The sequence below is a fragment of the Rhizobium croatiense genome (genome assembly GCF_019793465.1).
In the GTDB taxonomy this organism is placed as follows: Bacteria; Pseudomonadota; Alphaproteobacteria; order Rhizobiales; family Rhizobiaceae; genus Rhizobium; species Rhizobium croatiense.
In genome coordinates, this window is record NZ_JAILYJ010000007.1 from 83,110 (window position 1) to 105,787 (window position 22,678).

At 60.8% G+C, this 22,678-nt stretch carries 24 protein-coding genes; 4 read left to right on the forward strand and 20 right to left on the reverse strand.

Translation table 11 applies throughout. The annotated features are described in order from the left end of the window. Position 1: 1 nt before the first annotated feature. The 16 genes from lpxA to K6M89_RS13290 form a co-directional block, all read right to left on the reverse strand. Positions 2 to 820 carry an acyl-ACP--UDP-N-acetylglucosamine O-acyltransferase gene (gene lpxA / locus K6M89_RS13215; protein ID WP_097579177.1) on the reverse strand — a complete coding sequence of 273 codons (819 nt, stop codon included), beginning with the start codon at positions 818 to 820 and terminating at the stop codon, positions 2 to 4. Next, complete coding sequence (gene fabZ / locus K6M89_RS13220; protein ID WP_004678630.1) at positions 817 to 1,284, reverse strand: 3-hydroxyacyl-ACP dehydratase FabZ; 468 nt, start codon at positions 1,282 to 1,284, stop codon at positions 817 to 819. The genes lpxA and fabZ overlap by 4 nt, the downstream gene beginning before the upstream one ends. Beyond that, positions 1,277 to 2,344, reverse strand: a complete 1,068-nt coding sequence (lpxD, locus tag K6M89_RS13225; protein ID WP_222139754.1) for a UDP-3-O-(3-hydroxymyristoyl)glucosamine N-acyltransferase — start codon at positions 2,342 to 2,344, stop codon at positions 1,277 to 1,279. The genes fabZ and lpxD overlap by 8 nt, the downstream gene beginning before the upstream one ends. Before the next feature lie 50 nt (positions 2,345 to 2,394). Then, positions 2,395 to 4,734 (reverse strand): outer membrane protein assembly factor BamA, encoded by a 2,340-nt coding sequence (gene bamA / locus K6M89_RS13230; RefSeq protein WP_097579175.1) that lies wholly within the window; start codon positions 4,732 to 4,734, stop codon positions 2,395 to 2,397. Between the two features lie 196 nt (positions 4,735 to 4,930). Further along, a complete protein-coding gene (gene rseP, locus K6M89_RS13235) occupies positions 4,931 to 6,064 on the reverse strand; it encodes an RIP metalloprotease RseP (RefSeq protein ID WP_097579174.1) in 1,134 nt (377 codons plus the stop codon). Between the two features lie 28 nt (positions 6,065 to 6,092). Then, complete coding sequence (locus K6M89_RS13240) at positions 6,093 to 6,923, reverse strand: phosphatidate cytidylyltransferase (protein ID WP_097579173.1); 831 nt, start codon at positions 6,921 to 6,923, stop codon at positions 6,093 to 6,095. Next, positions 6,923 to 7,666, reverse strand: coding sequence for an isoprenyl transferase (locus K6M89_RS13245; protein WP_222139755.1), 744 nt, complete (start codon positions 7,664 to 7,666; stop codon positions 6,923 to 6,925). The genes K6M89_RS13240 and K6M89_RS13245 overlap by 1 nt, the downstream gene beginning before the upstream one ends. A 37-nt stretch (positions 7,667 to 7,703) precedes the next feature. Further along, the gene (gene frr, locus K6M89_RS13250; protein WP_004678618.1) at positions 7,704 to 8,264 is read right to left on the reverse strand and encodes a ribosome recycling factor; all 561 of its coding nucleotides are present in this window, start codon (positions 8,262 to 8,264) and stop codon (positions 7,704 to 7,706) included. Positions 8,265 to 8,422: 158 nt separating this feature from the next. After that, positions 8,423 to 9,145: a UMP kinase gene (gene pyrH / locus K6M89_RS13255; RefSeq protein ID WP_097579171.1), complete on the reverse strand. Its 723-nt coding sequence runs from the start codon at positions 9,143 to 9,145 to the stop codon at positions 8,423 to 8,425. 96 nt (positions 9,146 to 9,241) lie between these two features. Next, positions 9,242 to 10,168 carry a translation elongation factor Ts gene (gene tsf / locus K6M89_RS13260; protein WP_064683596.1) on the reverse strand — a complete coding sequence of 309 codons (927 nt, stop codon included), beginning with the start codon at positions 10,166 to 10,168 and terminating at the stop codon, positions 9,242 to 9,244. A 240-nt stretch (positions 10,169 to 10,408) separates the two neighbouring features. Then, positions 10,409 to 11,176, reverse strand: a complete 768-nt coding sequence (rpsB, locus tag K6M89_RS13265; RefSeq protein WP_008526906.1) for a 30S ribosomal protein S2 — start codon at positions 11,174 to 11,176, stop codon at positions 10,409 to 10,411. Positions 11,177 to 11,409: 233 nt separating this feature from the next. Next, positions 11,410 to 12,516: a type 2 periplasmic-binding domain-containing protein gene (locus K6M89_RS13270; RefSeq protein WP_222139756.1), complete on the reverse strand. Its 1,107-nt coding sequence runs from the start codon at positions 12,514 to 12,516 to the stop codon at positions 11,410 to 11,412. After that, complete coding sequence (locus tag K6M89_RS13275) at positions 12,516 to 13,133, reverse strand: 5-bromo-4-chloroindolyl phosphate hydrolysis family protein (RefSeq protein WP_222139757.1); 618 nt, start codon at positions 13,131 to 13,133, stop codon at positions 12,516 to 12,518. Before K6M89_RS13275 ends, K6M89_RS13270 begins: the two co-directional genes overlap by 1 nt. A 7-nt stretch (positions 13,134 to 13,140) precedes the next feature. Beyond that, the gene (locus K6M89_RS13280) at positions 13,141 to 14,709 is read right to left on the reverse strand and encodes a substrate-binding domain-containing protein (RefSeq protein ID WP_097579387.1); all 1,569 of its coding nucleotides are present in this window, start codon (positions 14,707 to 14,709) and stop codon (positions 13,141 to 13,143) included. A gap of 14 nt (positions 14,710 to 14,723) precedes the next feature. Next, positions 14,724 to 15,800, reverse strand: coding sequence for a toxic anion resistance protein (locus K6M89_RS13285; protein WP_222139758.1), 1,077 nt, complete (start codon positions 15,798 to 15,800; stop codon positions 14,724 to 14,726). 201 nt (positions 15,801 to 16,001) lie between these two features. Further along, entirely contained in the window at positions 16,002 to 16,838 is an 837-nt protein-coding gene (locus K6M89_RS13290) for a cell envelope integrity EipB family protein (protein WP_222139759.1), read from the reverse strand. Positions 16,839 to 16,974: 136 nt separating this feature from the next. Here K6M89_RS13290 and K6M89_RS13295 point away from each other — a divergent pair, with 136 nt between their 5' ends. The 4 genes from K6M89_RS13295 to K6M89_RS13310 all read left to right on the forward strand — a co-directional run bounded on the left by K6M89_RS13295 (position 16,975) and on the right by K6M89_RS13310 (position 19,928). Then, on the forward strand, positions 16,975 to 17,445 hold the full coding sequence (locus K6M89_RS13295; protein WP_222139760.1) for a RidA family protein: 471 nt from the start codon (positions 16,975 to 16,977) through the stop codon (positions 17,443 to 17,445). Continuing rightward, positions 17,442 to 18,161: a glycerophosphodiester phosphodiesterase gene (locus tag K6M89_RS13300; RefSeq protein WP_222139761.1), complete on the forward strand. Its 720-nt coding sequence runs from the start codon at positions 17,442 to 17,444 to the stop codon at positions 18,159 to 18,161. The genes K6M89_RS13295 and K6M89_RS13300 overlap by 4 nt, the downstream gene beginning before the upstream one ends. 78 nt (positions 18,162 to 18,239) lie before the next feature. Continuing rightward, positions 18,240 to 19,430, forward strand: a complete 1,191-nt coding sequence (locus K6M89_RS13305) for a GNAT family N-acetyltransferase (RefSeq protein ID WP_222139762.1) — start codon at positions 18,240 to 18,242, stop codon at positions 19,428 to 19,430. Positions 19,431 to 19,484: 54 nt separating this feature from the next. Next, entirely contained in the window at positions 19,485 to 19,928 is a 444-nt protein-coding gene (locus tag K6M89_RS13310; protein ID WP_222139763.1) for an HIT family protein, read from the forward strand. A 240-nt stretch (positions 19,929 to 20,168) separates the two neighbouring features. Here K6M89_RS13310 and aroQ read toward each other — a convergent pair whose 3' ends face one another. Genes aroQ through K6M89_RS13330 form a run of 4 tightly spaced genes read right to left on the reverse strand, consistent with a single transcriptional unit; the run spans position 20,169 to position 22,662 of the window. Beyond that, positions 20,169 to 20,618, reverse strand: a complete 450-nt coding sequence (gene aroQ, locus K6M89_RS13315) for a type II 3-dehydroquinate dehydratase (RefSeq protein WP_038688656.1) — start codon at positions 20,616 to 20,618, stop codon at positions 20,169 to 20,171. A gap of 31 nt (positions 20,619 to 20,649) precedes the next feature. After that, positions 20,650 to 21,018, reverse strand: coding sequence for a 5-carboxymethyl-2-hydroxymuconate Delta-isomerase (locus tag K6M89_RS13320; RefSeq protein WP_077993864.1), 369 nt, complete (start codon positions 21,016 to 21,018; stop codon positions 20,650 to 20,652). A gap of 15 nt (positions 21,019 to 21,033) precedes the next feature. Beyond that, complete coding sequence (locus K6M89_RS13325; protein WP_222139764.1) at positions 21,034 to 21,882, reverse strand: shikimate dehydrogenase; 849 nt, start codon at positions 21,880 to 21,882, stop codon at positions 21,034 to 21,036. Positions 21,883 to 21,900: 18 nt separating this feature from the next. Then, positions 21,901 to 22,662: an amino acid ABC transporter ATP-binding protein gene (locus K6M89_RS13330; protein WP_438826583.1), complete on the reverse strand. Its 762-nt coding sequence runs from the start codon at positions 22,660 to 22,662 to the stop codon at positions 21,901 to 21,903. Positions 22,663 to 22,678 lie beyond the last annotated feature (16 nt).

Consider the following 22,678-nt stretch of genomic DNA (forward strand, 5'->3'; position numbering starts at 1 on the left):
GCTAGCCCTTCTGACCTCGGGTCGGCGAGGACAGGGCGCGGTCGCTATCGGCGGCGATGAAATCCAGGATCTGCATCACCTCTGCGCAATCGGCATATTCCTCGCGGATGGCCGCGGCGTTCTCGCGCACGGAGGCCGTTCCCTCGAAGATTGCCTTGTAGGCGCGGCGCACCCTGTGGATGACGGCGCGGTCGATGCCGGCGCGCGTCATGCCGACGACATTGAGACCGCCCAGCAGACCGGGATTGCCGTTCAGCATGCCGTAGGGAATGACGTCGTAACTGACTGCCGACAGGCCGCCGACGAAGGCCTGGCGGCCGACGCGGGTGAACTGATGAACGGCCGAGCCGCCGCCGAGAATGACGCGATCCTCGATGACGACGTGGCCGGCGAGCATGACGTTGTTCGACATGATCACGTGGTTGCCGACGCGGCAGTCATGCGCCACATGCGAATTGGCCAGGAACAGATTGTTGTCGCCGACGATCGTCTGGCCGCCGAAATCGGCGGTGCCGGTGTTCATCGTCACGCCTTCACGGATCGTGCAGTTGGCGCCGACCGAAAGCGTCGTCTCTTCACCGGCGTGATGCACGCTCTGCGGATCGCCGCCGACGACTGCCATCGGAAAGATGCGCGTGCCCTTGCCGATCACGGTCCGGCCGGTGACGATCGCATGGGTCAGGAGCTCGACATTGTCGTGCAGGACGACGTGCGGCCCGACATGGCAGAAGGGACCGATCTTCACGCCCTCACCGATCGTGGCTCCGTCTTCGACGACAGCCATCGGGTGAATGCGGGCGCTTTCGGCAATCGTGCTCATGCCTGATCCTTACGAACGATCATCGCGCCGATATCGGCCTCGGCGACGAGCGCGCCGTCCACCTTGGCGTCGCAGTGAAATTTCCAGATATTGCCGCGCTGCTTGTGCTTCTTGACGTGGAATTCGACGCGATCGCCGGGCACAACCGGCTTGCGGAAACGCGCATTCTCAATGGTCATGAAGTAGACAAGGTTGCCCGGCTGGCCTTCCTTCTTGGCGCAAATCGCCCCCGCTGTCTGCGCCATGCCCTCGATCAGCAGCACACCCGGCATGATCGGTGATTCCGGAAAATGGCCGGTGAAATGCGGCTCGTTCACCGTGACATTCTTGATGCCGATCGCCGCGTTGTCGCCATCGATCTCGATGATCTTGTCGACCATCAGAAACGGATAGCGATGCGGCAACAGCTTCATGATCTCGATGATGTCAGCCGAAGAAAGCGTCGTCGTGGCTTCCTCAGTCATTTTCCTTGCCTCCAGGGTTCCGCCCGCGCAACTTGGACTTCGACACTTGTTGCGCCGCCTCTCTCAGATAGTCTTTCAGCGGACGAGCCGGTATGCCGCCATATTGCCCGCCAGCGGCAAGATCGGTCATGATACCGCTTTTGGCGGCGATCTGCACGCCGTCGCCGATCGTCACATGGCCCTTGATGCCGGCCTGGCCGCCGATCTGCACACCGTTGCCGATCTTCGTGCTGCCGGCGATGCCGACCTGTGCGACAATGGCGCAATGACGGCCCATCTGGACGTTGTGGCCGATCTGGACCTGGTTGTCGATCTTGGTGCCCTCGCCGATCACCGTATCGTCCATGGCGCCGCGGTCGATCGTGGTATTGGCGCCGATCTCGACATTATCCTGGATGATCACCCGGCCGATCTGGACGATCTTGATCATGCCGCGCGGACCGGGCGCATAGCCGAAACCATCCTGGCCGATGCGAACGCCGTTGTGGATGATGACGCCGTTGCCGATCAGCGCGCAGAGAATGCTGGCGCCGGCTGCAATCGAACAATCCCGGCCGATCTTGACGCCTGGGCCGATGATGCTGTGCGCGCCGATGCGGGTGCCCTCGCCGATCTCGGCATGCGCGCCGATAACCGCCAGCGGCTCGACGATCACGCCCTTTTCCAGCTTGGCGCTCGGATCGATCACCGCGCTCGGGGCGATCTCACTGTCACCCGGCGAAATGGTGACCGGACGCAGTGCTGCCGGGTAGAACAGGCCGCCTGCCATGGCGAAAGCCGCATGCGGATTGGACGACAGGATGATCGGGATATGCTGAGGTACGAGGTCGGCGAGCGCCTTGTCGCAGATCACCGCCGAGGCCTGGCAGGTCAGCAGCTCATCCCGGCTGCGGCGCGACAGGATATAACAGACGTCGCCCGCCCGCGCCCGGTTGATGGGAGCGACGGAGCGGACGATGATGTCGGCATGATCGGTATTGGCGAGTTCCGCCCCAAGAAACTCTGCCAGCTCAGCGAGCTTCAGACCTTCATGGGGCAGAAAAAAAACGTTTTGCTCCATCGGCAATGCTCCAGAACGGAATTGAGTCTTACAGTTCCGGACTGCCGATATCAGAATTGGTTGTTGATGCCAAACTTGAAGTTCTGCGTCTTGTCGAAGTCTTCCTTGAGGACCGGAATTGCGTAATCCAGACGCAACGAACCGAAAGGAGACTGCCAGACGACGCCGACACCGACGGAAGCACGCAGCGAGGCGTCTTCGCCTTCGATGCCGTCACCCCTGAGGTCGACGTCGTTGCCGAACAACGTGCCCGCGTCGGCGAAGACCGCGCCGCGCAGATTGAAGTCACGCGGGAAGCCCGGCATCGGGAAGGTTGCTTCGGCCGACGCCGTGAAATACGTCGTACCGCCCAGCGGATCGTCGTTGGTGCCGGCAACGCGCGGGCCGATGCCCTTGTTTTCGAAACCGCGAATGTCGCTGTTGGTCAGCGTGAACTGGTCGAAGACGTTCAGGTGCTCGCCGAAGCCGACGACGTAACCAGCCGAGGCCGAAACCGAGCCGATGATATCGGCATCGTCAGCGAGCAGGTGGTAGTAACGGGCCTTGCCGTAGATCTTGTAGAACTGCGAGTCGCCGCCGAGACCGGCAATTTCCTGCGTCGCCGTCGCGTAGATGCCTTCGCGCGGCAAGACAGTGTCGTCGAGCGTGTTGTAGGTCAGCGTCTGCGAGATGGAAGACCGCGTCCACGGGCTGTCCTCGACGAGGTGCTGATACGGAGCCGACAGATCGGAAAGATCGCTGTTATCAGCGTCATACTTCATCTGCTTGTAGTTATAACGGAAGGTCGTCGCCAGATCCTCGGTGATCGGCGCGGTGACGCGCAGGACGACGCTGGTTTCCTCGTAATCGTAGTTGTCATTGCTCGACGTCTCGCTGTGGTTGACGTCGAAGCCCGCCGCCAGACGATAGCCGAGGAAATAGGGCTCGGTGAAGCTGACGCCGTAGGCGCGCGAACCTTCCTGACCGCCGCCGGCCGAGATGCGGATGTACTGGCCGCGACCGAGGAAGTTCTTCTCTTCGATCGACGCTTCGAGCAGCAGGCCGTCACCGCCGGCGGCATAACCCGCACCGACGCCGAACGAACCGGTGGACTGATCCTGCACATCGACGACCACCACGACGCGATCCGGCGAGCTGCCCGGCTGGGTGGAGATATTGACGGAGGAGAAATAGCCGAGCGCTTCGAGGCGGCGCTTGGCCTTGGTGATCATCTGCTGATTGAAGGCGTCGCCTTCGCTCATGTCGAATTCGCGGCGGATGACGTAATCGCGCGTGCGGCTGTTGCCGCGGATTTCGATGCGCTCGACATAGGCGCGCTCGCCCTGGTCGACCAGATATTCGACACCGATCGTATTGTTGTTGAGGTCGCGGTTACCGCGCGGCGTGACGCGCGCAAAGGGATAACCGGCAGAGGCCACCTGATCTGAGATCGCCTCGATCGACTTCTGCACCTCCTTGGCGCTGTAGACCTGGCCTTCCTTCGTACGCACCAGCGGCAGAAGCTGATCCGAGCCGACGCCTTCGACGGTCGACTGGACGGTCACCGGTCCGAAGTCGTAACGCTGACCTTCCTCGATATTGAAGGTGAGCGTGTACTTGTTGGTTGCCTCGTCGAAGCTCGCATCGGAAGAGACGATGCGCATATCGGCATAGCCGCGGTTGTAATAGAACTGGCGCAGCGCTTCTTCGTCGGCGTGAAGCTTGTCTTCGTTATAGACGTCCTTGCGGGTCAGGAACGAAAGGAAGTTCGAACGCTTGGTATTGATGACGGCAGCCAGACGGCCGGCGCTGTAGGCATTGTTGCCGACGAAATTGATCGAATCGATCTTGGTGCGATCGCCTTCGTTGATGACGAAGGCGAGATTGACGCGACCTTCGCCGAGCGGCACCACCTGCGTCGTCACTTCGACTTCGCTGCGGCCGGTGGCGGCGTAGGCATCCTTGATCGCCTGGATGTCGGACTGGATCTGAGTGTCGCTGTAAGGACCGGCAGCATGGGTCTGCACGATCGTCGCGAGCTTGTCGTCCTTGATCTTGCGGTTGCCGTTGAAGACAACCTGATTAACGAGCTGGGCCTCCTGGACATTGACGACAAGCGTGCCGCCGGAGACCGAAATCTTGACGTCGGAGAAGTAACCGGTGCCGTAGAGCTGCTTGACCGAGTCATCGATGTCAGTGTTCGAAAAACTCTTGCCGGGCGTGATGGTCAGGTTCGACCGGACAGCTTCCGCGCCGACGCGGCTGGCGCCGCGCACATCGATGCGCTGGATAACCGCGGCCTCGGCGGCCGTAGCGGAAACGAACGTCAAAGCGCCTGCGCCCGAAGCAACAATACTAGCAGACAGCGCAACCGCCGATACTGCGTTCAAAAACTTTGAACCAGCCTTCATTTCACCTATTACCTTTTTTCCCTCGTCCCCGTCCCCGGGAGAACCCGATTCCGGTCACGTGTGTCGTTTTACCCGCTTTTGACATACAAGCAAGGGAGGGCGTTAATTTCTGTTTACTTCATTTCGAAGCGTGACCCATTCGCCACTACAGCCTTGAAACATCGTAAATAAATAGTAATTCCCTTACCTTGCGCGTTTACCCTGAACTCAGGCTTATGTCGTTCCAGGTCGTAAAAACCATCAATGTCAGTATCATTGCCAAGCCGATGCGAAACGCAACTTCCTGAGCCTTGGAGCCCAGGGGTCTGCCCCTCACCGCCTCCACCGCATAGAACATCAGGTGGCCGCCATCAAGTACCGGAACCGGCATCAGGTTAAGCAATCCTATCGAAACTGAAAGTGTCGCAGCAAGCTGCAGCACCGCGCCGAGACCAAGGCTTGCCATCTGTCCGGAAGCTTGCGCCACACGGATCGGACCGCCCAATTGATCGGCCCGCATCGATCCCGCGAAGATATTTCCGATATATTTGAAGGTGCCGGTGACGATGCCTGCGCTTTCGATCACCCCTTCCCGCACCGCCTCAAGCGGGGCGTAGGTCCGCAGGCGGAAATTACCGGCCTCCTTGTTGGTGATGATGCCGATCTGGCCGAGTTCAATCTTATTGCCGAACTGGTCGGTCGTGTCGGTGCGTTGCGGCACCATCGGCACATCGAGCTTTTGGCCGCCGCGCTCGATCGTGACGACGATCCTTTGGCTCGGACGCATGGCGACATAGCGGCGCACCTCATCGAAGGTCTCGACCTTGTCGCCGTCGATGGCAATCAAGAGATCGCCGGGAAGAATCCCGGCGACGGCGGCCGAGCTCTCCGGCTTGACCTCGGCAACGACCGGGTCAGCGATCATGCGGCCATAGACGGTGAAGAGAACAGCGAAGATCACAATCGCCAACAGGAAATTGGCGATCGGACCTGCCGCAACGGTCGCCGCCCGTTTCCAAAGCTTGGCTCCCGCAAAGGAGCGCTCCCTGTCCTCCTCCGACATGGCGGCAAGCCTGTCGCTGTCCGGCTTGCTCGAAACATCCTCGTCGCCGAAGAATCGGACGTAACCGCCAAGCGGGATCACCGAGAGCTTCCAGCGCGTGCCATGGCGGTCGGTGAAGCCGAATATCTCCGGGCCGAAGCCGACCGAAAAGGCAAGAATGCGGATGCCGCTCCAGCGCCCGACGAGGTAATGGCCCATCTCATGAACAAAGACGAGCAGCGAGAGCACCAGGATGAAGGTGACGATGTTCCCCATCACAAATGCATATAGGCCTGTCATCACGTCCATGAGTTCCTTCCGTCAGGCTGCCGCGTCATCAAAGGCCGAACAATGCCGCGCCGAGCGACGTCATCCCGCCCCCCTTTATCAGGGAAAAAAGCCCAGCAAGCAAGAACGCCGAAAAACAGGCGAAAATCAGTCCGTCGACACGATCCATGACGCCGCCATGACCCGGGATGAGGTGGCTTGAATCCTTGACCCCGAATTTTCGCTTGATGAAAGATTCGAACAGGTCGCCGGCCTGACTGCAAACCGACAGAACGAGCGCCACGACGGCGGCGGCAACTTCCGCGCCCGGCAGAAGAAAATGCATGAGGACCACGCCGGCTGCGACTGCCGAAACGGCGCCGCCGATGGCGCCGGACCACGTCTTTCCGGGCGAGATCGACGGGGCAAGCTTCGGTCCGCGAAGAGCCCTGCCGACGAAATAAGCGAGGATATCGGTTGCCCAGACGACGGCAAAGACGAAGAGCATGGCATAAAGGCCCAGCCGATCGTCGCCTCTGATCCCGGCGAGCACCACGCCGGTGGCGCCGGCATAAAACAGGCCCGCCGGGAGCCAGCGGCTCGTGCCGTGCAGGATGATCAGGGCAATGCCGACGGCGGTGACACCGGCCAGCATGCCGGCGGCGAATTCGAAATTGCCGACGAGCACCAGGAAAGCGATCGCCGCCTCGCCGATCCAGCCGACGACGTTGGCGACCCAGTCACGCGCGACGCCTGATATTTTCGACCATTCATAATAGATCAGCAGGCCGATCGCGGCCGCCAGGATGCGGAAGGCAAGGCCGCCATACCAGGTGGCGGCAAGAACGATGACTGCGAGAATCAGCCCTGAAGCGATGCGCAGTTTCAGTTCCTGCTGCATCAGGTGCCAACCGCGGCTGCCTGCGACGACAGGCCGCCGAAGCGCCGGTCACGGGAGGCGAATTTTTCAAGCGCCGACCGGAAGATTTCAGCGCTGAAATCCGGCCAATATTCCGGAACGAAGATGAATTCCGAATAGGCGGCCTGCCACAGCAGGAAATTGGAAAGCCGCTCCTCGCCGCTGGTGCGGATGATGAGATCCGGATCGGGGATACCCGCCGTGTCGAGACGGGCATCGATCAGCGCGGGCGTGATGTCCTGCGCCCTCAGGCGACCGGCCTCGACGTCCTTGGCCAGGCTCGCCACGGCGCGGGAAATTTCATCGCGCGAGCCGTAATTGAAGGCGATGACCAGCGTCAGCGCCGTATTGTCCTTGGTCGTCTCCTCCGCCTCGAGCAGCAGGCCGAGGATATCGCTGCGCAGGCTGTGGCGATCGCCGATCACCCTGATGCGCACATTCTGGCGGTGAAGCTCGGCCAGGTCACGGCGGATGAAAGCCTTGAGCAGACCCAGCAGATCGGAGACTTCGGCTTCGGGCCGGCGCCAGTTCTCCGAGGAGAAGGCAAACAGGGTCAAATATTTTATGCCGGTCGCGCCGGCGGCGCGCACTGTCTCGCGCACAGCCTCGACGCCCTTGCGATGGCCCATCGTGCGCGGCAGGCCACGCTGCTTGGCCCAGCGGCCATTGCCATCCATGATGATGGCAACATGCTCTGGCACAGTCAAAAATACAGATTCCGACATTTCCCGTCCGGTCTTTCCAGGCAAAGGCACAGATCCACTAGACCTGCATGATTTCCTTTTCCTTCTCGCCAAGCAAGCGGTCGATTTCGGAAATCGTCTCGTCCGTCATCTTCTGTACACGTTCCGACTGTGCACGGCTCTCGTCCTGGCCGATTACGCCATCCTTTTCGGCTTTCTTGAGACCGTCCATGCCGTCGCGGCGGACATGGCGAATCGCGACTTTGCTCTTTTCGGCATAGTCGTGAGCCACCTTGACGAGCGATTTGCGACGCTCCTCGTTCAACTCCGGCAGCGGGATGCGCAGGCTCTGGCCGTCGACGATCGGGTTGAGGCCGAGGTTGGATTCGCGGATGCCGCGCTCGACGGCGCTGACCATCGACTTGTCCCAGACGGAAACAGTCAGCATGCGCGGCTCGGGCACGGTGATGTTGGCGACCTGGTTCAGCGGCACGCGCGAACCATAGGCCTCGATCGTCACCGGATCGAGGATGTTGGCCGAGGCACGGCCGGTGCGCAGCGATGCGATGTCGCTCTTGAATGCGGAAACTGCGCCATCCATGCGGCGCTTCAGTTCCTTGATATCGATACCTTCACTCATGTCGATGCTCCCGTCGAAAGCATGATGCCCAAATGTGTCAGCGGTGACGACATCCTGCTCTAACTATCTAATATAGAACATAATTCAGATCTGAGGCCAACCGGGGCCGACATCATCATGTTCTAGCGAGACCTGCACCCCAAAAGGCGCAGCATGTATCAGTTGTCGGAGACGATGGTCTTGAGGCCACCGCCCGCCAAGATTTCGGTAAAACCGCCCTTCTCGTGGATCGAGAAGACGATGATCGGAATGGAATTCTCCCTGGCGAGCGCCACGGCGGCAACGTCCATCACCGCAAGCCCCCTGTCCAGTACTTCCTGGTGCGTCAGCCGGTCGAAGCGGGTCGCGTCGGGATATTTCTTTGGATCGGCGGTATAGATGCCGTCGACCTGCGTTCCCTTGAAGATCGCTTGCGCACCCATTTCGGCAGCGCGCAGCGCGGCGGCAGAATCGGTGGTGAAGAAGGGGTTGCCGGTGCCGCCGGCAAAGATCACCACGCGTCCCATCGATAGATGATAGAGGGTCGCACGCTGCGAAAAGCTCTCGCAGATCTCCGGCATGGAGATGGCCGAAAGTACCACCGTGTCGATGTTGAGCTTGCGCAGCGAGGTCGCCAGCGCCAGCGCGTTGATGATGGTGCCGAGCATGCCCATATGGTCGCCGGTCACTCGGTCGCCACCCTTGGATGCCACCGCGACGCCGCGGAAAATATTGCCGCCACCGACGACGACGCCGACTTCCACGCCCATATGCCTTGCGTCGGCGATATCGGATGCAATGCGGTCCGCCACCGCGACATCGATCCCGAAACCCTGGGCACCCATGAGCGCTTCGCCGGAAGCCTTGAGCAGAACGCGTTTATAGACAGGCTCTAAAGACATCTTGGCTCCTCGTAAATTGCCGTGAATGCCCGATACACGAAGGGCACCGCGTTGTCACGCGATGCCCTTCGTGTTTTCAGAATTATGGCTGGAAGATCAACCCTTGACGGCAGCCGCGACTTCGGCTGCGAAATCGGTTTCTTCCTTCTCGACGCCTTCGCCGAGCAGAAGACGGGCCATGCCGGCAACTTCGATCGGAGCGCCGACGGCCTTTTCAGCTTCCTTGATGGCGGCTGCGACGGTCAGATCAGGATTGATGACGAAAGCCTGCGAGAGAAGGGCGACTTCCTCGAAGAACTTGCGCATGCGGCCTTCCACCATCTTCTCGATGATATTGTCCGGCTTGCCGGAGGCGCGGGACTGCTCGATGAAGACGTTGCGCTCGCGCTCGGCGACGGCGGCATCGACTTCCTCGGGGCGGATCGCCAGCGGCGCGGTCGCGGCAATGTGCATGGCGACCTGGCGGCCGATTGCGTTCAGGGCTTCCTTGTCGCCGGTCGACTTCAGCGCGACGAGAACGCCGAGCTTGCCGAGACCGTCGGAAACGGCATTGTGGATATAGGTGGCAACAACGCCGTCCTCGACGGAGAGAGCGACCGAGCGGCGCAGGTTCATGTTCTCGCCGATCGTTGCGATCGCATCCTTGATCGTGTCGGAGACCGACTTGCCGGATGCCGGGTAGGTCGCGGCCGCAACGGCCTCGACGCTGCCGTTCGTGGAGACGGCGACCTTGGCGATGCCACGGACGAGATCCTGGAAGGCGTCGTTACGGGCGACGAAGTCGGTTTCGGAGTTGACTTCGACGACGACGGCCTTGGTGCCTTCGCTCGAAACGCCGATGAGGCCTTCGGCAGCGGTACGGCCGGACTTCTTGTCGGCCTTGGCGATGCCCTTGGCGCGCAGCCAGTCGATCGCCGCTTCCATGTCGCCATTGGTTTCGGCAAGCGCCTTCTTGCAGTCCATCATGCCTGCGCCGGTCTTTTCGCGCAGTTCCTTCACCATTGCAGCCGTAATCTCGCTCATTATCTTCCTCTTGTCGGTTCAAACGGTGGGCCGCAAAGCGCGGCGCGGCACCGGATTGAGGCACGAAATGTACCTGTATGTATGACAGCGTGATGAAGACGCGCCATAACGAAACTTATCTGGCGAGGCATCTGACGCCTTCGCCCTGAAACAGGCAAGGCCGCCGAACTTCGATGAGTCGCGAGCGGCCTTCCCCAGTCCATGCAAGCTTTGGCGGAACTTCCGATCCGCCCGCTTTCATCAGCCTTCGGCTGCTTCTTCGAGAGCCGGCTCGACCGGAACTTCGGAGGATGCGCCGAGATCGCGGCCGGAAGAGCTCTGCTGGCGAGCGATGCCGTCGATGGCAGCGCGGGAGATCAGCTCGCAGTAAAGAGCGATTGCGCGCGATGCGTCGTCGTTGCCCGGGATCGGATAGTCGATCAGGTCGGGATCGCAGTTCGAGTCGATGATGGCGACAACCGGGATGCCGAGGCGCTTGGCTTCGTCGATCGCGATCTTTTCCTTGTTGGTGTCGATGATGAACATCAGATCGGGGGTGCCGCCCATATCGCGGATACCGCCGAGAGCCTTGTCGAGCTTTTCACGCTCGCGCTCGAGGTTCAGGCGTTCCTTCTTGGTGAAGCCCTGGGCTTCGCCGCCGAGGATCTCATCGAGCTTGCGCAGGCGCTGGATCGAGTTGGAGATCGTCTTCCAGTTCGTCATCATGCCGCCGAGCCAGCGCGAGTTGACGTAGTACTGGGCCGAGCGCTTGGCGCTGTCGGCGATGATCTCGGACGCCTGGCGCTTGGTGCCGACGAAGAGAACGCGGCCGCCGCGGGCAACGGTGTCGCTGACGACCTGGAGGGCGCGCGACAGCATCGGAACGGTTTGGGCCAGATCGATGATGTGGATGTTGTTGCGGTCGCCGAAGATATACGGCTTCATCTTCGGGTTCCAGCGATGGGTCTGGTGGCCGAAGTGGACGCCTGCTTCAAGAAGCTGGCGCATAGAAAAATCAGGCAATGCCATGCCTTGTTACTCCTTTTCCGGTTGAACCTCCGCAAGACGAACAGCACCCTCTTCAAGGATGCCACCGGCGGAACAGCCCGGATTTCTCCCGGACGATCCCATGCCTTACGTGTGGAATGCCGGTGCCCATACATTCGCTTCGGCATAAAAGCAAGGAAAACATTCCATTCGGCATAAAAACACGGATTCTGCCGACCATCCGGCCGGCTGCCCTGCCCTATAAATGCCGCCGCTCAGCTGGCCAGCGTCGGCAGCAGCGACAGCATGACGCCGGCGTCCGGCATCGGCAGAATGGCGTCGACCTCAGCCGGCAGCAGGCTGCCGATCGCGCTGTCGGCATTGCCGGTCGCGGTGCCCAAGGGACCGCGGAAGCCGTGTCTCGTCCAGGCAAGTTCCTGCAGCCGCGGGCTGGTCAGCGCCTCGATCATCCGATTGGCATTTTCGTCGACGACGATCAGCGGATGCGCGGAATAGACGGTCGGGCGCGGATAGAGCACCGCCGGCTTTGCGCCCGCGCTCGACCTGATGCGCTCCCAGCGTGTGGGATCGGCGAGGATCCATTCGACCAGTTGATTCTCGTAACCGACGATCATCGGCTCGCCGCCGAGGCCGCCGGCCAGATACTGGTCGAAAAGCTTGCCTGATGACGGGGATTTGAAGCCCATATTGCGGAAGATCGCCTGCACCTTGCCGCCGAACGCAGCGAGATCAGCCGATGTCGCGACATTGCCGCTGAAAAGGCTGAGCACCAGGCCCGCGAACATGAAGCCTGAGTTTGAGCGGTTGGGATCGGTCGAGACGATACGGGCGCGGCCGTAGAGCGAATTGACGCCGAGCTTCGACCAGTCGGCGCCGGCAAGGATCGCATCGAGCAGCGCCTTCAGATCGAGCTGATGATGGCCCTCCTTGGTCAGCGTCACCAATCCGGCCTTCATCAGGCCGTCGACCACCGGCTGCCAGGAATAGACGACGACGGGCGTATTCAGCACGACGCGGTCGTTGCGGATACCGATCCCGTTCTGCCTGGCGATATCGACCATGATCGAGGAGGACGGCCAGAGGAATTGCGGATGCTGCGACAGCAGCGCCTGTTCGCGCACCATCTCGACGGAGCCGGCAACGCGACTGTCTATCGTCAACCCATATGAGCCAAGCGCCTTGATGACGTCGGGGTCGGCCAGGAAAGGCTCTTTCTCGCCGCCGACGAAACCGAACAGCGTCGTGCGGCTGCCCAGCAGACCCTGCAATTCCGGCCGGTCCCGCACGGCGAAATAACCGCCGGTGCCGGCAACACCGGCTCCGAGCAATCCCACTCCAAAGGCGCGACGAGAAAGAGCCATCAGCGTCCAATATCCTCTTTGAGCGATGCCTGGATGAGGCGCAGATCGGTGTCGAGCGTGCCGAGTTCCTCGTCGACAAGGCTGTCGGCATAATGAACGAAGGCCTCTTCGAGCTTCACCAGAACTCCGCGCACCTCCCCCAACTGCTTCGGGTCGGGAACGCGCTTGGCTTCGATCACGGCAAAACCCTCCGCCACCTCGGCCGCACGCGGCAGATAATAGGAAAGAAACCGGCGAACCGCATTGGCGCTTTCGGGCTTGGCCTCGACCTTGCGAAAGACATCGGCGGCGATTTCGGCAAGGTGCCGGACAGCCGCCGCCGCTGGCTTGTCGGCGATCGCATCGCCGGCGGTCTCCAGCCTTTCAGCAAAGGGAACCGCCGCCTCCAAGAGGTCGCGGGCAAAGGCGACGCGCCCGCTGCCGATGCGCTTGAAATCGAGACTTTCGAACAGCCGGCGCGGCGCCAGCAGAATGACAAGCCCGGCAAAGACCAGAAGGGCGATAATGGCGGCAATCCAGAAGGGCATGCCGGCGGCAAAACTCAACAGCGGCACGGTGATTGCGGCGGCCAGTCCCGCCACGATCCAGTTGCCGTCATCGCCGAGCCAGTTGCGCATGCTCGTCCTAATTATAGCCGCGCGCGGTGCGGAAGGCGGTGGCAAGATCTGAACCGCCATCGAATACGCGCGCCGTGGTCTGCTTGGCAAGAGCGTCGAGCTGAGTCTTGTCGGCGTCGCCGAATGTGATACCGAAGATCGGTACACGCGGCTCGATCGCGTTCCACGCACTCATGAAGGCTCGGCTTTGATCATCGGACCTGCCGTCGGTCATGATGACGATGGCCGGCAGATAAGTCGAGAGCCTGTCGGTTCTGGCGATCTGCTGCAAAGCCCGTTGGGCGCAGGCATACATGTTGGTGCCGCCGTCCGCCTTCTGTCTGGAAATCTCGTTCAGCAGTCCCTCCTGCTCAAGCGGGTTTCCGCTCGCCATGAACATGTTGCGCACGCTGCTGTCGAAGGGAATGACGATGATCTGGTCGGCCGGCGACCATTGCACCAGCACCTTGCTCGCCTCGTCGGGGGTCAAGAGGAAACGCATCGCCTTCTGCAGCTGGTCCTCGCCGTCACCCTGCATCGAACCGGAAAAATCTAGGCAGAGGGCCGTCAGCGACGGTTTGCGCAACGCCGCCTGATAAAGGGTGAGCGCCTGGCGGATGACGCCCGGCTCGGGCATACGGATCGCCGTCACCAGCCGGGTCGGATCGAAATTCCACTTCGGCTCCGGCTTGGCGGCGACGTCGGTCAACGGGATGCGCCGGCCGGTATCGGCGATGCGCTGCTGCACGGGGCCCGAGCGGAGATAGGCGAGCAGATCGTTGAAGAAGGTCTGGACTTCGGGCCCGCGGCCATGATCGACGAAGCCGATCGGCGAATCCGCCATAGCCACGCCATCGGCCGGATAGATCGCATAAAGCGGCTCCTGCGACAGGGCCGCGAGCTTGTCGTTGGTTTCCTTCAGCACCGCCTCGTAATTCCACATCGCGTCGTAGAGCGTGCCCTTGCCGGCGGAATCGACGTAGAGATCGGCAAGCCAGCCCGAGGAGCCCGACGAGCGCACAACACCCGAAAGCAGCGACCGGACGCTCTCCTGCACGTTTTTATCGTCGAGATCGCCGGGTTCGATCACAGGCTTGTTGCCGAGCGCGCTCGACAGCATGGCGAGATAGGCACTGGCGCCCGAATTGGATTGTGTCGCCGAGGTCATGAGGAACTTCAGCGATCCGCTCTCGACCGCCGCCAGGATGTCCTTCATGAGCACGTCCCTGCCGATCCAGCCGAGCTGTTCGGCCTTCGACCTGCGCACCCCCAATACGACCGGCGTCTGCGCGATCGAGGTCAGGTTCTTAACCCGGCGCCGGGTGTCGAACATGTCGACCCAGACGCTGGAGGCCGGCCAGACCGCATCCTGCGTAACACCCTGGTCGCTCTGCAGCGCCAGGCCGATATCGAGCGTGCCTTCATATTTGAAGGTGCAGGTGGCGTTCTTCTGCTTGCAGAACTCTTCGACGATCGGCTGCAGGACGGTATTTTCCGAGCCCGACACGATTGAGAACTCCGGCCCCTGGCCGAAGGGATTGCAGCCGGTAAGGCCCAGAGCGGTAAGAAGTGCCAGGCCTGAAAGCAGCGCTCGCATCGTCGTCCTGTCGATCACGCCTGAGTCATCGCTTTCTTGAGCTCGATCGTCATCTGCTCCATCTGCTGTTCGGCGAGCGCCCGCTTGCGGCGTCCCTCCTCCTGAACCCGAAGCACCCCTGATATCGTATCGATCAGATCCTTGTTCGCCTTGGCGAGCGTGTCGATATCGACGATGCCGCGCTGCGACTGCTGCTCGATTGATATCGCCTGGTCCTTCATCATCTCGGATGCCTGGCGGATCATGTCATTGGTGGCGTCCGTCACCGCCTTCTGCAGGTCGAGCGCCGATTTTTGCCGCGTCAGGCCGAGCAGGATAACCATCTTCTGCTTCCAGGCCGGGACGGTCAGCGCGGAGGTTGCCTGCAGGTTCTCGATCAGTGTCTCGTCGCCCGACTGGACGATGCGGATCTGCGGCAATTGCTGGATGCCGAGCTGGCGCGCCTGCTGCAGGTAGAAGACCCGCTTTTCCAGCCGGTCGAGCGCCTGCAGGCTGTCCTGATAGGTCTGCGCCTCCAGCATGCCGCCGCCGGGACCGGTCGCCGCCGCTTCGGCTTGCGCCTTCAGCTTCGGCACCTCGACGCTGCGGAAACGCTCGGCGAACGTCTTGCCGGCCTGCACATAGGCATCGAGCCGCCTGATCGATTGCTTGGTTTCCTCATGCAGATCATCGAGCAACGCGATGTCGCGCCGCAGCGTATCCTTGTGTCTGTCGAGTTCCAGGCCGATCCGGTCGATCTGGCCGGCCACGTCCTCGAACTCCTCTTTGAACCGTTCGAGCCGCGCTTTCGCCGAAAGGAACATACGGCTGAGAAAACCCTTGTCCTTCAGGGATGCCGGATCGAGGTTCTTCGACTTGATGATGATGTCGGTCAGCAGGCGGCCGATCTCGCCGAGATCCTTGTTGCGGACCTCGCGCAGAATTCTGTCGGCATAGTCGCTGACCGACTGCTGGGCGCGGTCGCCATAGACCGAAATGCCGGCGCGGTCGGAGATATCGATGCCATCGGAAATGCGGGCAATTTCCGCCGGATCGGCGACAACAACCGGCAGGGCGGCATTCTGAGCAGTCGCGAGATCGGTCTCGGCCATGGTGAGGGCTTTCCGGGCTTGCAGCGCGTCAATGTTTTGTAAAACCTATCTTTGCAATAAACAGGCCTTATCGCAATGGTTTGGCTGCAAAGATCGCGCGGCCTGAAGAGCAGGACGAAGCGTAAGCAACGCAACCATCGCTGGTCGTCAAACCATAGTGAGTTTTATGATACTGTTTTATGACGGCCGAGAAAGCCGCGTTTACTTGCAGACCTCGGCCTTGCGCTCGAGCAGTTCCAGCTTGGCAAGCTTGCCCGTCAGAACGAAATCACCGTAATCCATCGTCAGGTCGCGGGTGATGCCGTTCTCATAGAGCTTGAAGGACATGCGATAGACCGGCAGCGAATCGGATTTCGCATTCTCGTTGAAATAGGCGATCGTCACCGGCCAAAACGCGGTCTTGGAGAAGGCGCCGGCATTGCCGGCATCGGCCTCCTCGGCAACCGGCGTCTGCTGCTTGCCGACGATCGTCGTCGTCGCCAGCGCCTTGTCGCCGTCATCGGAACCGTCGAAAACGCGCGCCTCGAAGAAGCGCTTGCCGTCCTTGGCGTTCTGAATCACATCAAGCATGTGTTCCGTGGGAAAGCGGCTTTCGGCCAGCTGCAGCTCCCGGCTCGCCGGCTGCTTGAGATCGACCTTGACGCCATCAGGCTGATCCTGAGCGGCACCGTTGACCTCCTTGTCGAGCTGATCGTCGGTGAAGGATTTGGTGTCGAAGGTGAACTTGCCGTCCTTCAGGTTCTCGAAGGTCTTCGTCTGCTGGTCGCTGACGCGCACGCTGTCGCCGGTGTCGATCTGTGTCACGAAGCGGAAATTGGTGGTGAAGCCCTGGCAATAGCTGCCGTCGAACTCATAGACCATGCGGCCGTACATGCCGGCGATACCGGAGCGGTCCGAAGCGTCTTTCAATTCGAGATCGTAGACGGCGCGATGGGCGATGAGGCCGGTCGCGGCCGCAGCGCTTGCCGCAGGCGCACCCGCCCATGCATTGGCGGAGACGCTGGCAAGAAGCAGAGCGGCAAGACTCGATCGGAACATTCATTCACTCCTGTTGGACTCGGCCGCGATGTTATATGAACTCTTTCGGCCAAATCGAGGCTCGAAGCTGTCATATTAAAGATTCTAGTCTTGATGCATAATTTTTGAAACATTGACAACAAAAGCGGAGACGAAAATGTCCGATGAAATTGCAGCGCGCCTGACTGAGATGGGGATAACCCTGCCCGAAGCCGCGGCCCCAGCCGCAAATTACGTTCCCTATGTCATCAGCGGCAATCTTCTCTACATTTCCGGCCAGCTGCCGCTCGAAGGCGGCAAGGTCGCCGTCGCCGGCCATCTCGGCAAGACGGTCGATGTTGCAAGCGGCCAGCGCGGCGCCGAACTCTGCGCCATCAATATCCTCGCCCAGGCGAAGGCCGCACTTGGCGGCAATCTCGGCCGCATCCGGCGCGTCATCAAGCTCAATGGCTTCGTCGCCTCGGCGCCCGACTTTGTCGAGCAGCATCTCGTCATGAATGGCGCGTCGAACCTGATTGCCGGCGTGCTCGGCGAGGCCGGCAAACATGCGCGTGCCGCCGTCGGCATGGCCGCCCTGCCGCTGAACGCCGCCGTCGAGATCGATGCTATCATGGAAATCGCAGAATGACGAATGCGGCCTGGATCAAGGACGTGGCGGTCGCCCATCGCGGCTTTCACGATCTCAATAAGCTCGTCTGGGAAAACACGCTTTCGGCCTTTTCGCGCGCCGTCGAAGCGGGCTTTGCGATCGAATGCGATCTGCATTACGCCTCCGACGGCGTACCGATCATCTTTCATGACGAGGACCTGCAGCGCCTGTGCAGTCTCACCGGCGACATCAGGGAGCGCACCTCCAGGGAACTCGGACTGATCGCCGTCGGCGGCACCAGCGACAAGGTGCCGACGCTGAGCCAGCTTCTCGATCTCGTCAGGAGCAAAGTGCCGCTGGTACTGGAGCTGAAGGGCCGCGAGGCCGATGACGAAGGGTTTGCCGAATCTGTTCTCGAAGTGCTTCAGGGTTATGACGGCAAGGTGGCGCTGATGAGCTTCGACCACTGGCTGCTGCGCGATCTGAAGGCGCTTGAGGCACCCTACCCGCTCGGGCTGACCGCCAACGGCAACACGCCGGAGGAATTCGCGACGCATGCCAAGGCGATGGAGATCGGTCTCGATTTCATCTCCTATTATTACGACGACCTGCCGAATGCCTTCATATCCGGCCAACGCGAAAAGGGTATTCCCGTCATCACCTGGACAGTGCGCGACGAAGAGGCGCGCCGGCGGACCTTCGCCAACGCAGACCAGATGACCTTCGAAGGCTTCGACCCGCGTGTGGCGGTTTGACGCTCGCTTTTTGGCCAAGATCATGCGCAGACTGAAGCAAAGCCGAGACCGTCTTCCCACAGGCTTCGCATCTGCTCCATGACCGATGAATTATCCATTCGCGTAGAACGCTCCTTCACCGCGATTTCCCCGGAGAGCTGGTCCAGGCTTTCCGGGGCATCGAAGAGCGGCACCACGATCGCTTACAATCCCTTCGTCTCGCACGCCTTTTTGTCGTCGCTGGAAGAATCCGGGTCGGCCACCGCCGAGACCGGCTGGCTCGGCCATCACCTGCTGCTCGAGACCGATCGCGGCGACCTGATCGGCGCCCTGCCCGGCTACCTCAAGAACCACAGCCAGGGCGAATATGTCTTCGACCATGGCTGGGCCGATGCCTTCGAGCGGGCCGGCGGGCGCTATTATCCCAAACTTCAATGCTCTATCCCATTCACTCCGGCGACGGGTCCGCGGCTTCTCGTCACCGAGGGGCTGCAGCGGCTGCCGATCCAGAGCGCGATCGCCGAAAGCCTGAAGGAGGTCGTGCGCCGGCTCGGCATCTCCTCCGCCCATGTCACCTTCGTGCCCGATGAAGAGATCGGCGTCTTCGAGATGGACGGCTATCTGCACCGCACCGACCAGCAGTTCCATTTCATCAATGACGGCTACGCCAATCACGAGGAATTCCTCGAAACGCTCACTTCGCGCAAACGCAAGGCATTGCGCAAGGAGCGCCGGGCCGCACTCGAAAACGGCATCAGCATCGACTGGCTGACCGGCAGCGACCTGACGGAACGCATCTGGGACCAGTTCTTCAAATTCTACATGGATACCGGCGGGCGCAAATGGGGTCGGCCCTACCTCACCCGCAAATTCTACTCGCTGATCGGCGAGCGCATGGCTGACGACATCCTGCTCGTCATGGCCAAGCGCGACGGACGCTATGTCGCCGGCGCGATCAACTTCATCGGCGGCGAGACGCTCTACGGCCGTCACTGGGGCTGCATCGAGGATCACCCCTTCCTGCATTTCGAGGTCTGCTATCACCAGGCGATCGATTTTGCCCTTTCGAAAGGGCTGAAGCGGGTCGAGGCCGGCGCCCAGGGCGAACACAAGCTCGCCCGCGGCTACCTGCCGGTGACGACGCATTCGGCCCATTATGTCGCCCACGCCGGCCTTCGTCGGGCGATCGGCGATTATCTCGCCCGCGAGCGCGCCGATGTTGAACAGATGGGCGAGCTGCTGGCCGAGCACAGCCCCTTCCGCAAGGGCGAGCGCCAGCAGGAGGATTGACGCCGCCCTGCCGAGCGCGCTACCCGATCAAATTGAACGTGAGGAGATTTCGCGATGACCAAGCCGGCCGCTTATGACGACAACAACATCTTCGCCAAGATCCTGCGCGGCGAGATCCCCTCGCACCGTATCTATGAGGATCAGCATACGGTCGCCTTCATGGATGTGATGCCGCAGGCGCCGGGCCATGTGCTCGTCGTTCCGAAGGCGCCTTCCCGCAATATCCTCGATGCAGATCCCGCTACCCTCGCCCACGCCATCACCGTCGTGCAGAAGGTCGCCAAAGCGCTCGAAGAGGTCTTCGATGCCGATGGTGTGTTTATCGCCCAGTTCAACGAACCGGCCGCCGGGCAGACGGTGTTCCATCTGCATTTCCACGTCATTCCCCGTCATGAAGGCGTGGCGCTGAAGCCGCATTCCGGCAAGATGGAGGACGGCGCGGTGCTTGCCGCCAATGCCGAAAAGATCAGGGCAGCGCTGGCCAGAAGCTCTTCGTGACCTCGAAGGACGAGCGGATCCTGGGTCTCGACGTCGATGCGCTTGCGGTCGAAGGGCTCCAGACAGCTCCGCTCCGCCGGGTTGCGCCAGATGTCGAGTGAAGGAACGGCGAGTAATCCGTGTGTTCCGCCGGCTTCTCAATCAAAGCCCCGCGGGTTCTTCCAAGACTTGTCAAATATGACGCTTTCCAATCAGCCCCGCGCCGAGGACCGCTAGTTTGACCCGGTCGACCATATTGCGCTAGTCGTTCTTCGGGGTCTTTAGCATTGTCGCGACGCGGCGGATACCGAGCTGATAGCCTTCCGTCCCAAGGCCGGCGATTACGCCGTCTGCCCGGTGGGAGACAAAGGAGTGATGGCGGAAGCTTTCGCGCTTATGCACGTTGGAGATATGGATCTCGATGACGGGACCTTCGAACGTATTCAGAGCGTCGAGAATGGCAAGCGACGTGTGCGTGAATGCAGCTGGATTGATCACGATACCGGCTCCATTCTCACGCGCTTCATGGATCCAGTCGATGATTTCGTATTCGCGGTTGCTCTGGTGGAAGCGGAGCTCGTGTCCGAGTTCCGATGCCAGCCTGCGGCAGGAGGCCTCGACGTCGGCCAGTGTCTCGTGGCCGTAGATGTGGGGCTGGCGCTTGCCCAGTAGGTTGAGGTTTGGGCCGTTAAGAACATAGATCAGGCTCATTGCAATTACCCTTGTGAAAGCACCGACGAGGTCAGGCGAGTGCTATTTCCTGGAATGCGAAATTCGGATCGGATTCGTAGAGATCGGCGCGAAGCCCAAGCCGCCCTTCCTGCAGTGCCGGTGCTGCGACATTCTGGGCAGCGTCGAGGACCGCTTTCAGTAGTTCTCGTTTGGTCTCCGTCGGCCGTCCGGGAGCCACACGCACAATTATTTGAATGAAGTGATTGTCGGCATGTTCGTCACCGACGCAGGAGAAAGTCGCTTCCCTGGCGAATGTGCGAACTATAGTAGGCTTTACCAGTCCCCCGTCGCGGACTCGGCGATGCACTGCTCTGGTCAGCTCGTCAATAACGACGCGCTCGGCAGCGCCCCGGCTATAGTCAATAATGATATGCGGCACCGCATGTCCTCCAACTCAGCACAACTCTTCGAAATGACGCGACATTCGTTCCGCGTCCGGCTGCACGCTAGTGAACAATTCGAACGCCGCGGCGGCCTGGAATACCGTCATTCCACCACCAGGCAGCGTTCTGCAGCCCTTCTTCTCGGCCAAAGCCAAAAGTTCGGTCACGACGGGCATGTAGACAATATCAGCGACCCAGTGACGCGACTGAAGCGCTTCCGGGTCGATCGGAATGCCAGGATGGCTTCGCATACCCGTCGGCGTGGCGTGGATCAGCCCGTCGGCCGAAGCGAGCGTGGCGCTGACATCCCTGATCGGCTGCGCGCACCTTTTTGAGAAGCGCTGATTGAGCTGATCGGCAAGCGTGGCGGCGCGATTTGCGTCCTGGTCGAAGATCGAAAGCAGCTCGATTCCGAGCTTGATGGCTGCGTGCGCGACCGCGACCCCCGCGCCGCCAGCGCCGAGCAGGACCGCATGTGTTTTGGCAACATCGGGCAATCCGCGCTCGAAATTCTTATAAAAGCCATACCAATCGGTGTTGTGCCCAATCCGCTTTCCATTGCGAAGCACGACCGTGTTGACTGCACCGAGCATCCGGGCATCTTCCGACAGATCAGTAAGGTGAGCGATAACGGTCTGCTTGCACGGGTGAGTGACGTTGCTTCCCGCAAAGCCCCGGCGTTCGATCTCGTCGAGAAGGTCTGGCAGCGCAGATGCAGGGAGACCACGCTCGGCCAGATCGAGAAGCTCGTACCGATATTCCAGTCCAAGCTGATATGCTTCGGTCTCGTGGAGAGCCGGCGACTTCGACATCTGAATGTCCGCTCCGATCAGCCCGACATGAAATTTCCTGTTGTCCATTTTGATAGCTCTACCAAATCAGTGATGGGCAAGTATTTCGCCGAGAAACGCCTTGGTGCGCTCGTGCTGAGGAGACTTGAAGAAAATCTCGGGTTCAGCCTCTTCGATGATCTCACCGGAGGCCATGAAGATGACCCTGTCTGCTACCTGGCGGGCGAAGCCCATTTCATGGGTGACACAGATCATGGTCATGCCGTCGCGTGCGAGCCCAATCATTGTATCTAGCACTTCCTTGACCATCTCAGGGTCTAGCGCGCTCGTGGGCTCATCGAACAGCATCACTTTCGGCTCCATGCAGAGCGCACGCGCGATCGCGACGCGCTGCTGCTGGCCTCCGGAAAGCTGGGCGGGATATTTTTCCGCCTGATCAAGAATACGGACACGCTCCAGATATTTTCGTGCCAGTCGTTCGGCGTCGGCGCGGCTGGTGCCGCGAACGCGCATGGGGGCTAGCGTGCAGTTCTGAAGTACGGTCATGTGAGGGAACAAATTGAAACTCTGGAACACCATGCCCACTTCGCGTCGGATCGTGTCCACAGCCTTGGTGCTGCCATCCAGCAACTGTCCCTCGACGACGACCTTCCCGTCCTGAATCGTCTCAAGCGCGTTGATGCAGCGGATCAAAGTAGATTTGCCAGAACCCGACGGGCCGCAAAGGACGATCTTCTCGCCTTTGCGAACCGACAGGCTGATGTTTTTCAGAGCATGGAAGGAGCCGTACCATTTCTCCAGCTTCTCGAGTGAAATCAACGTCGACTGTTCGCTTGAAGAATTGAGCACGGCGCCCTCCATGTAT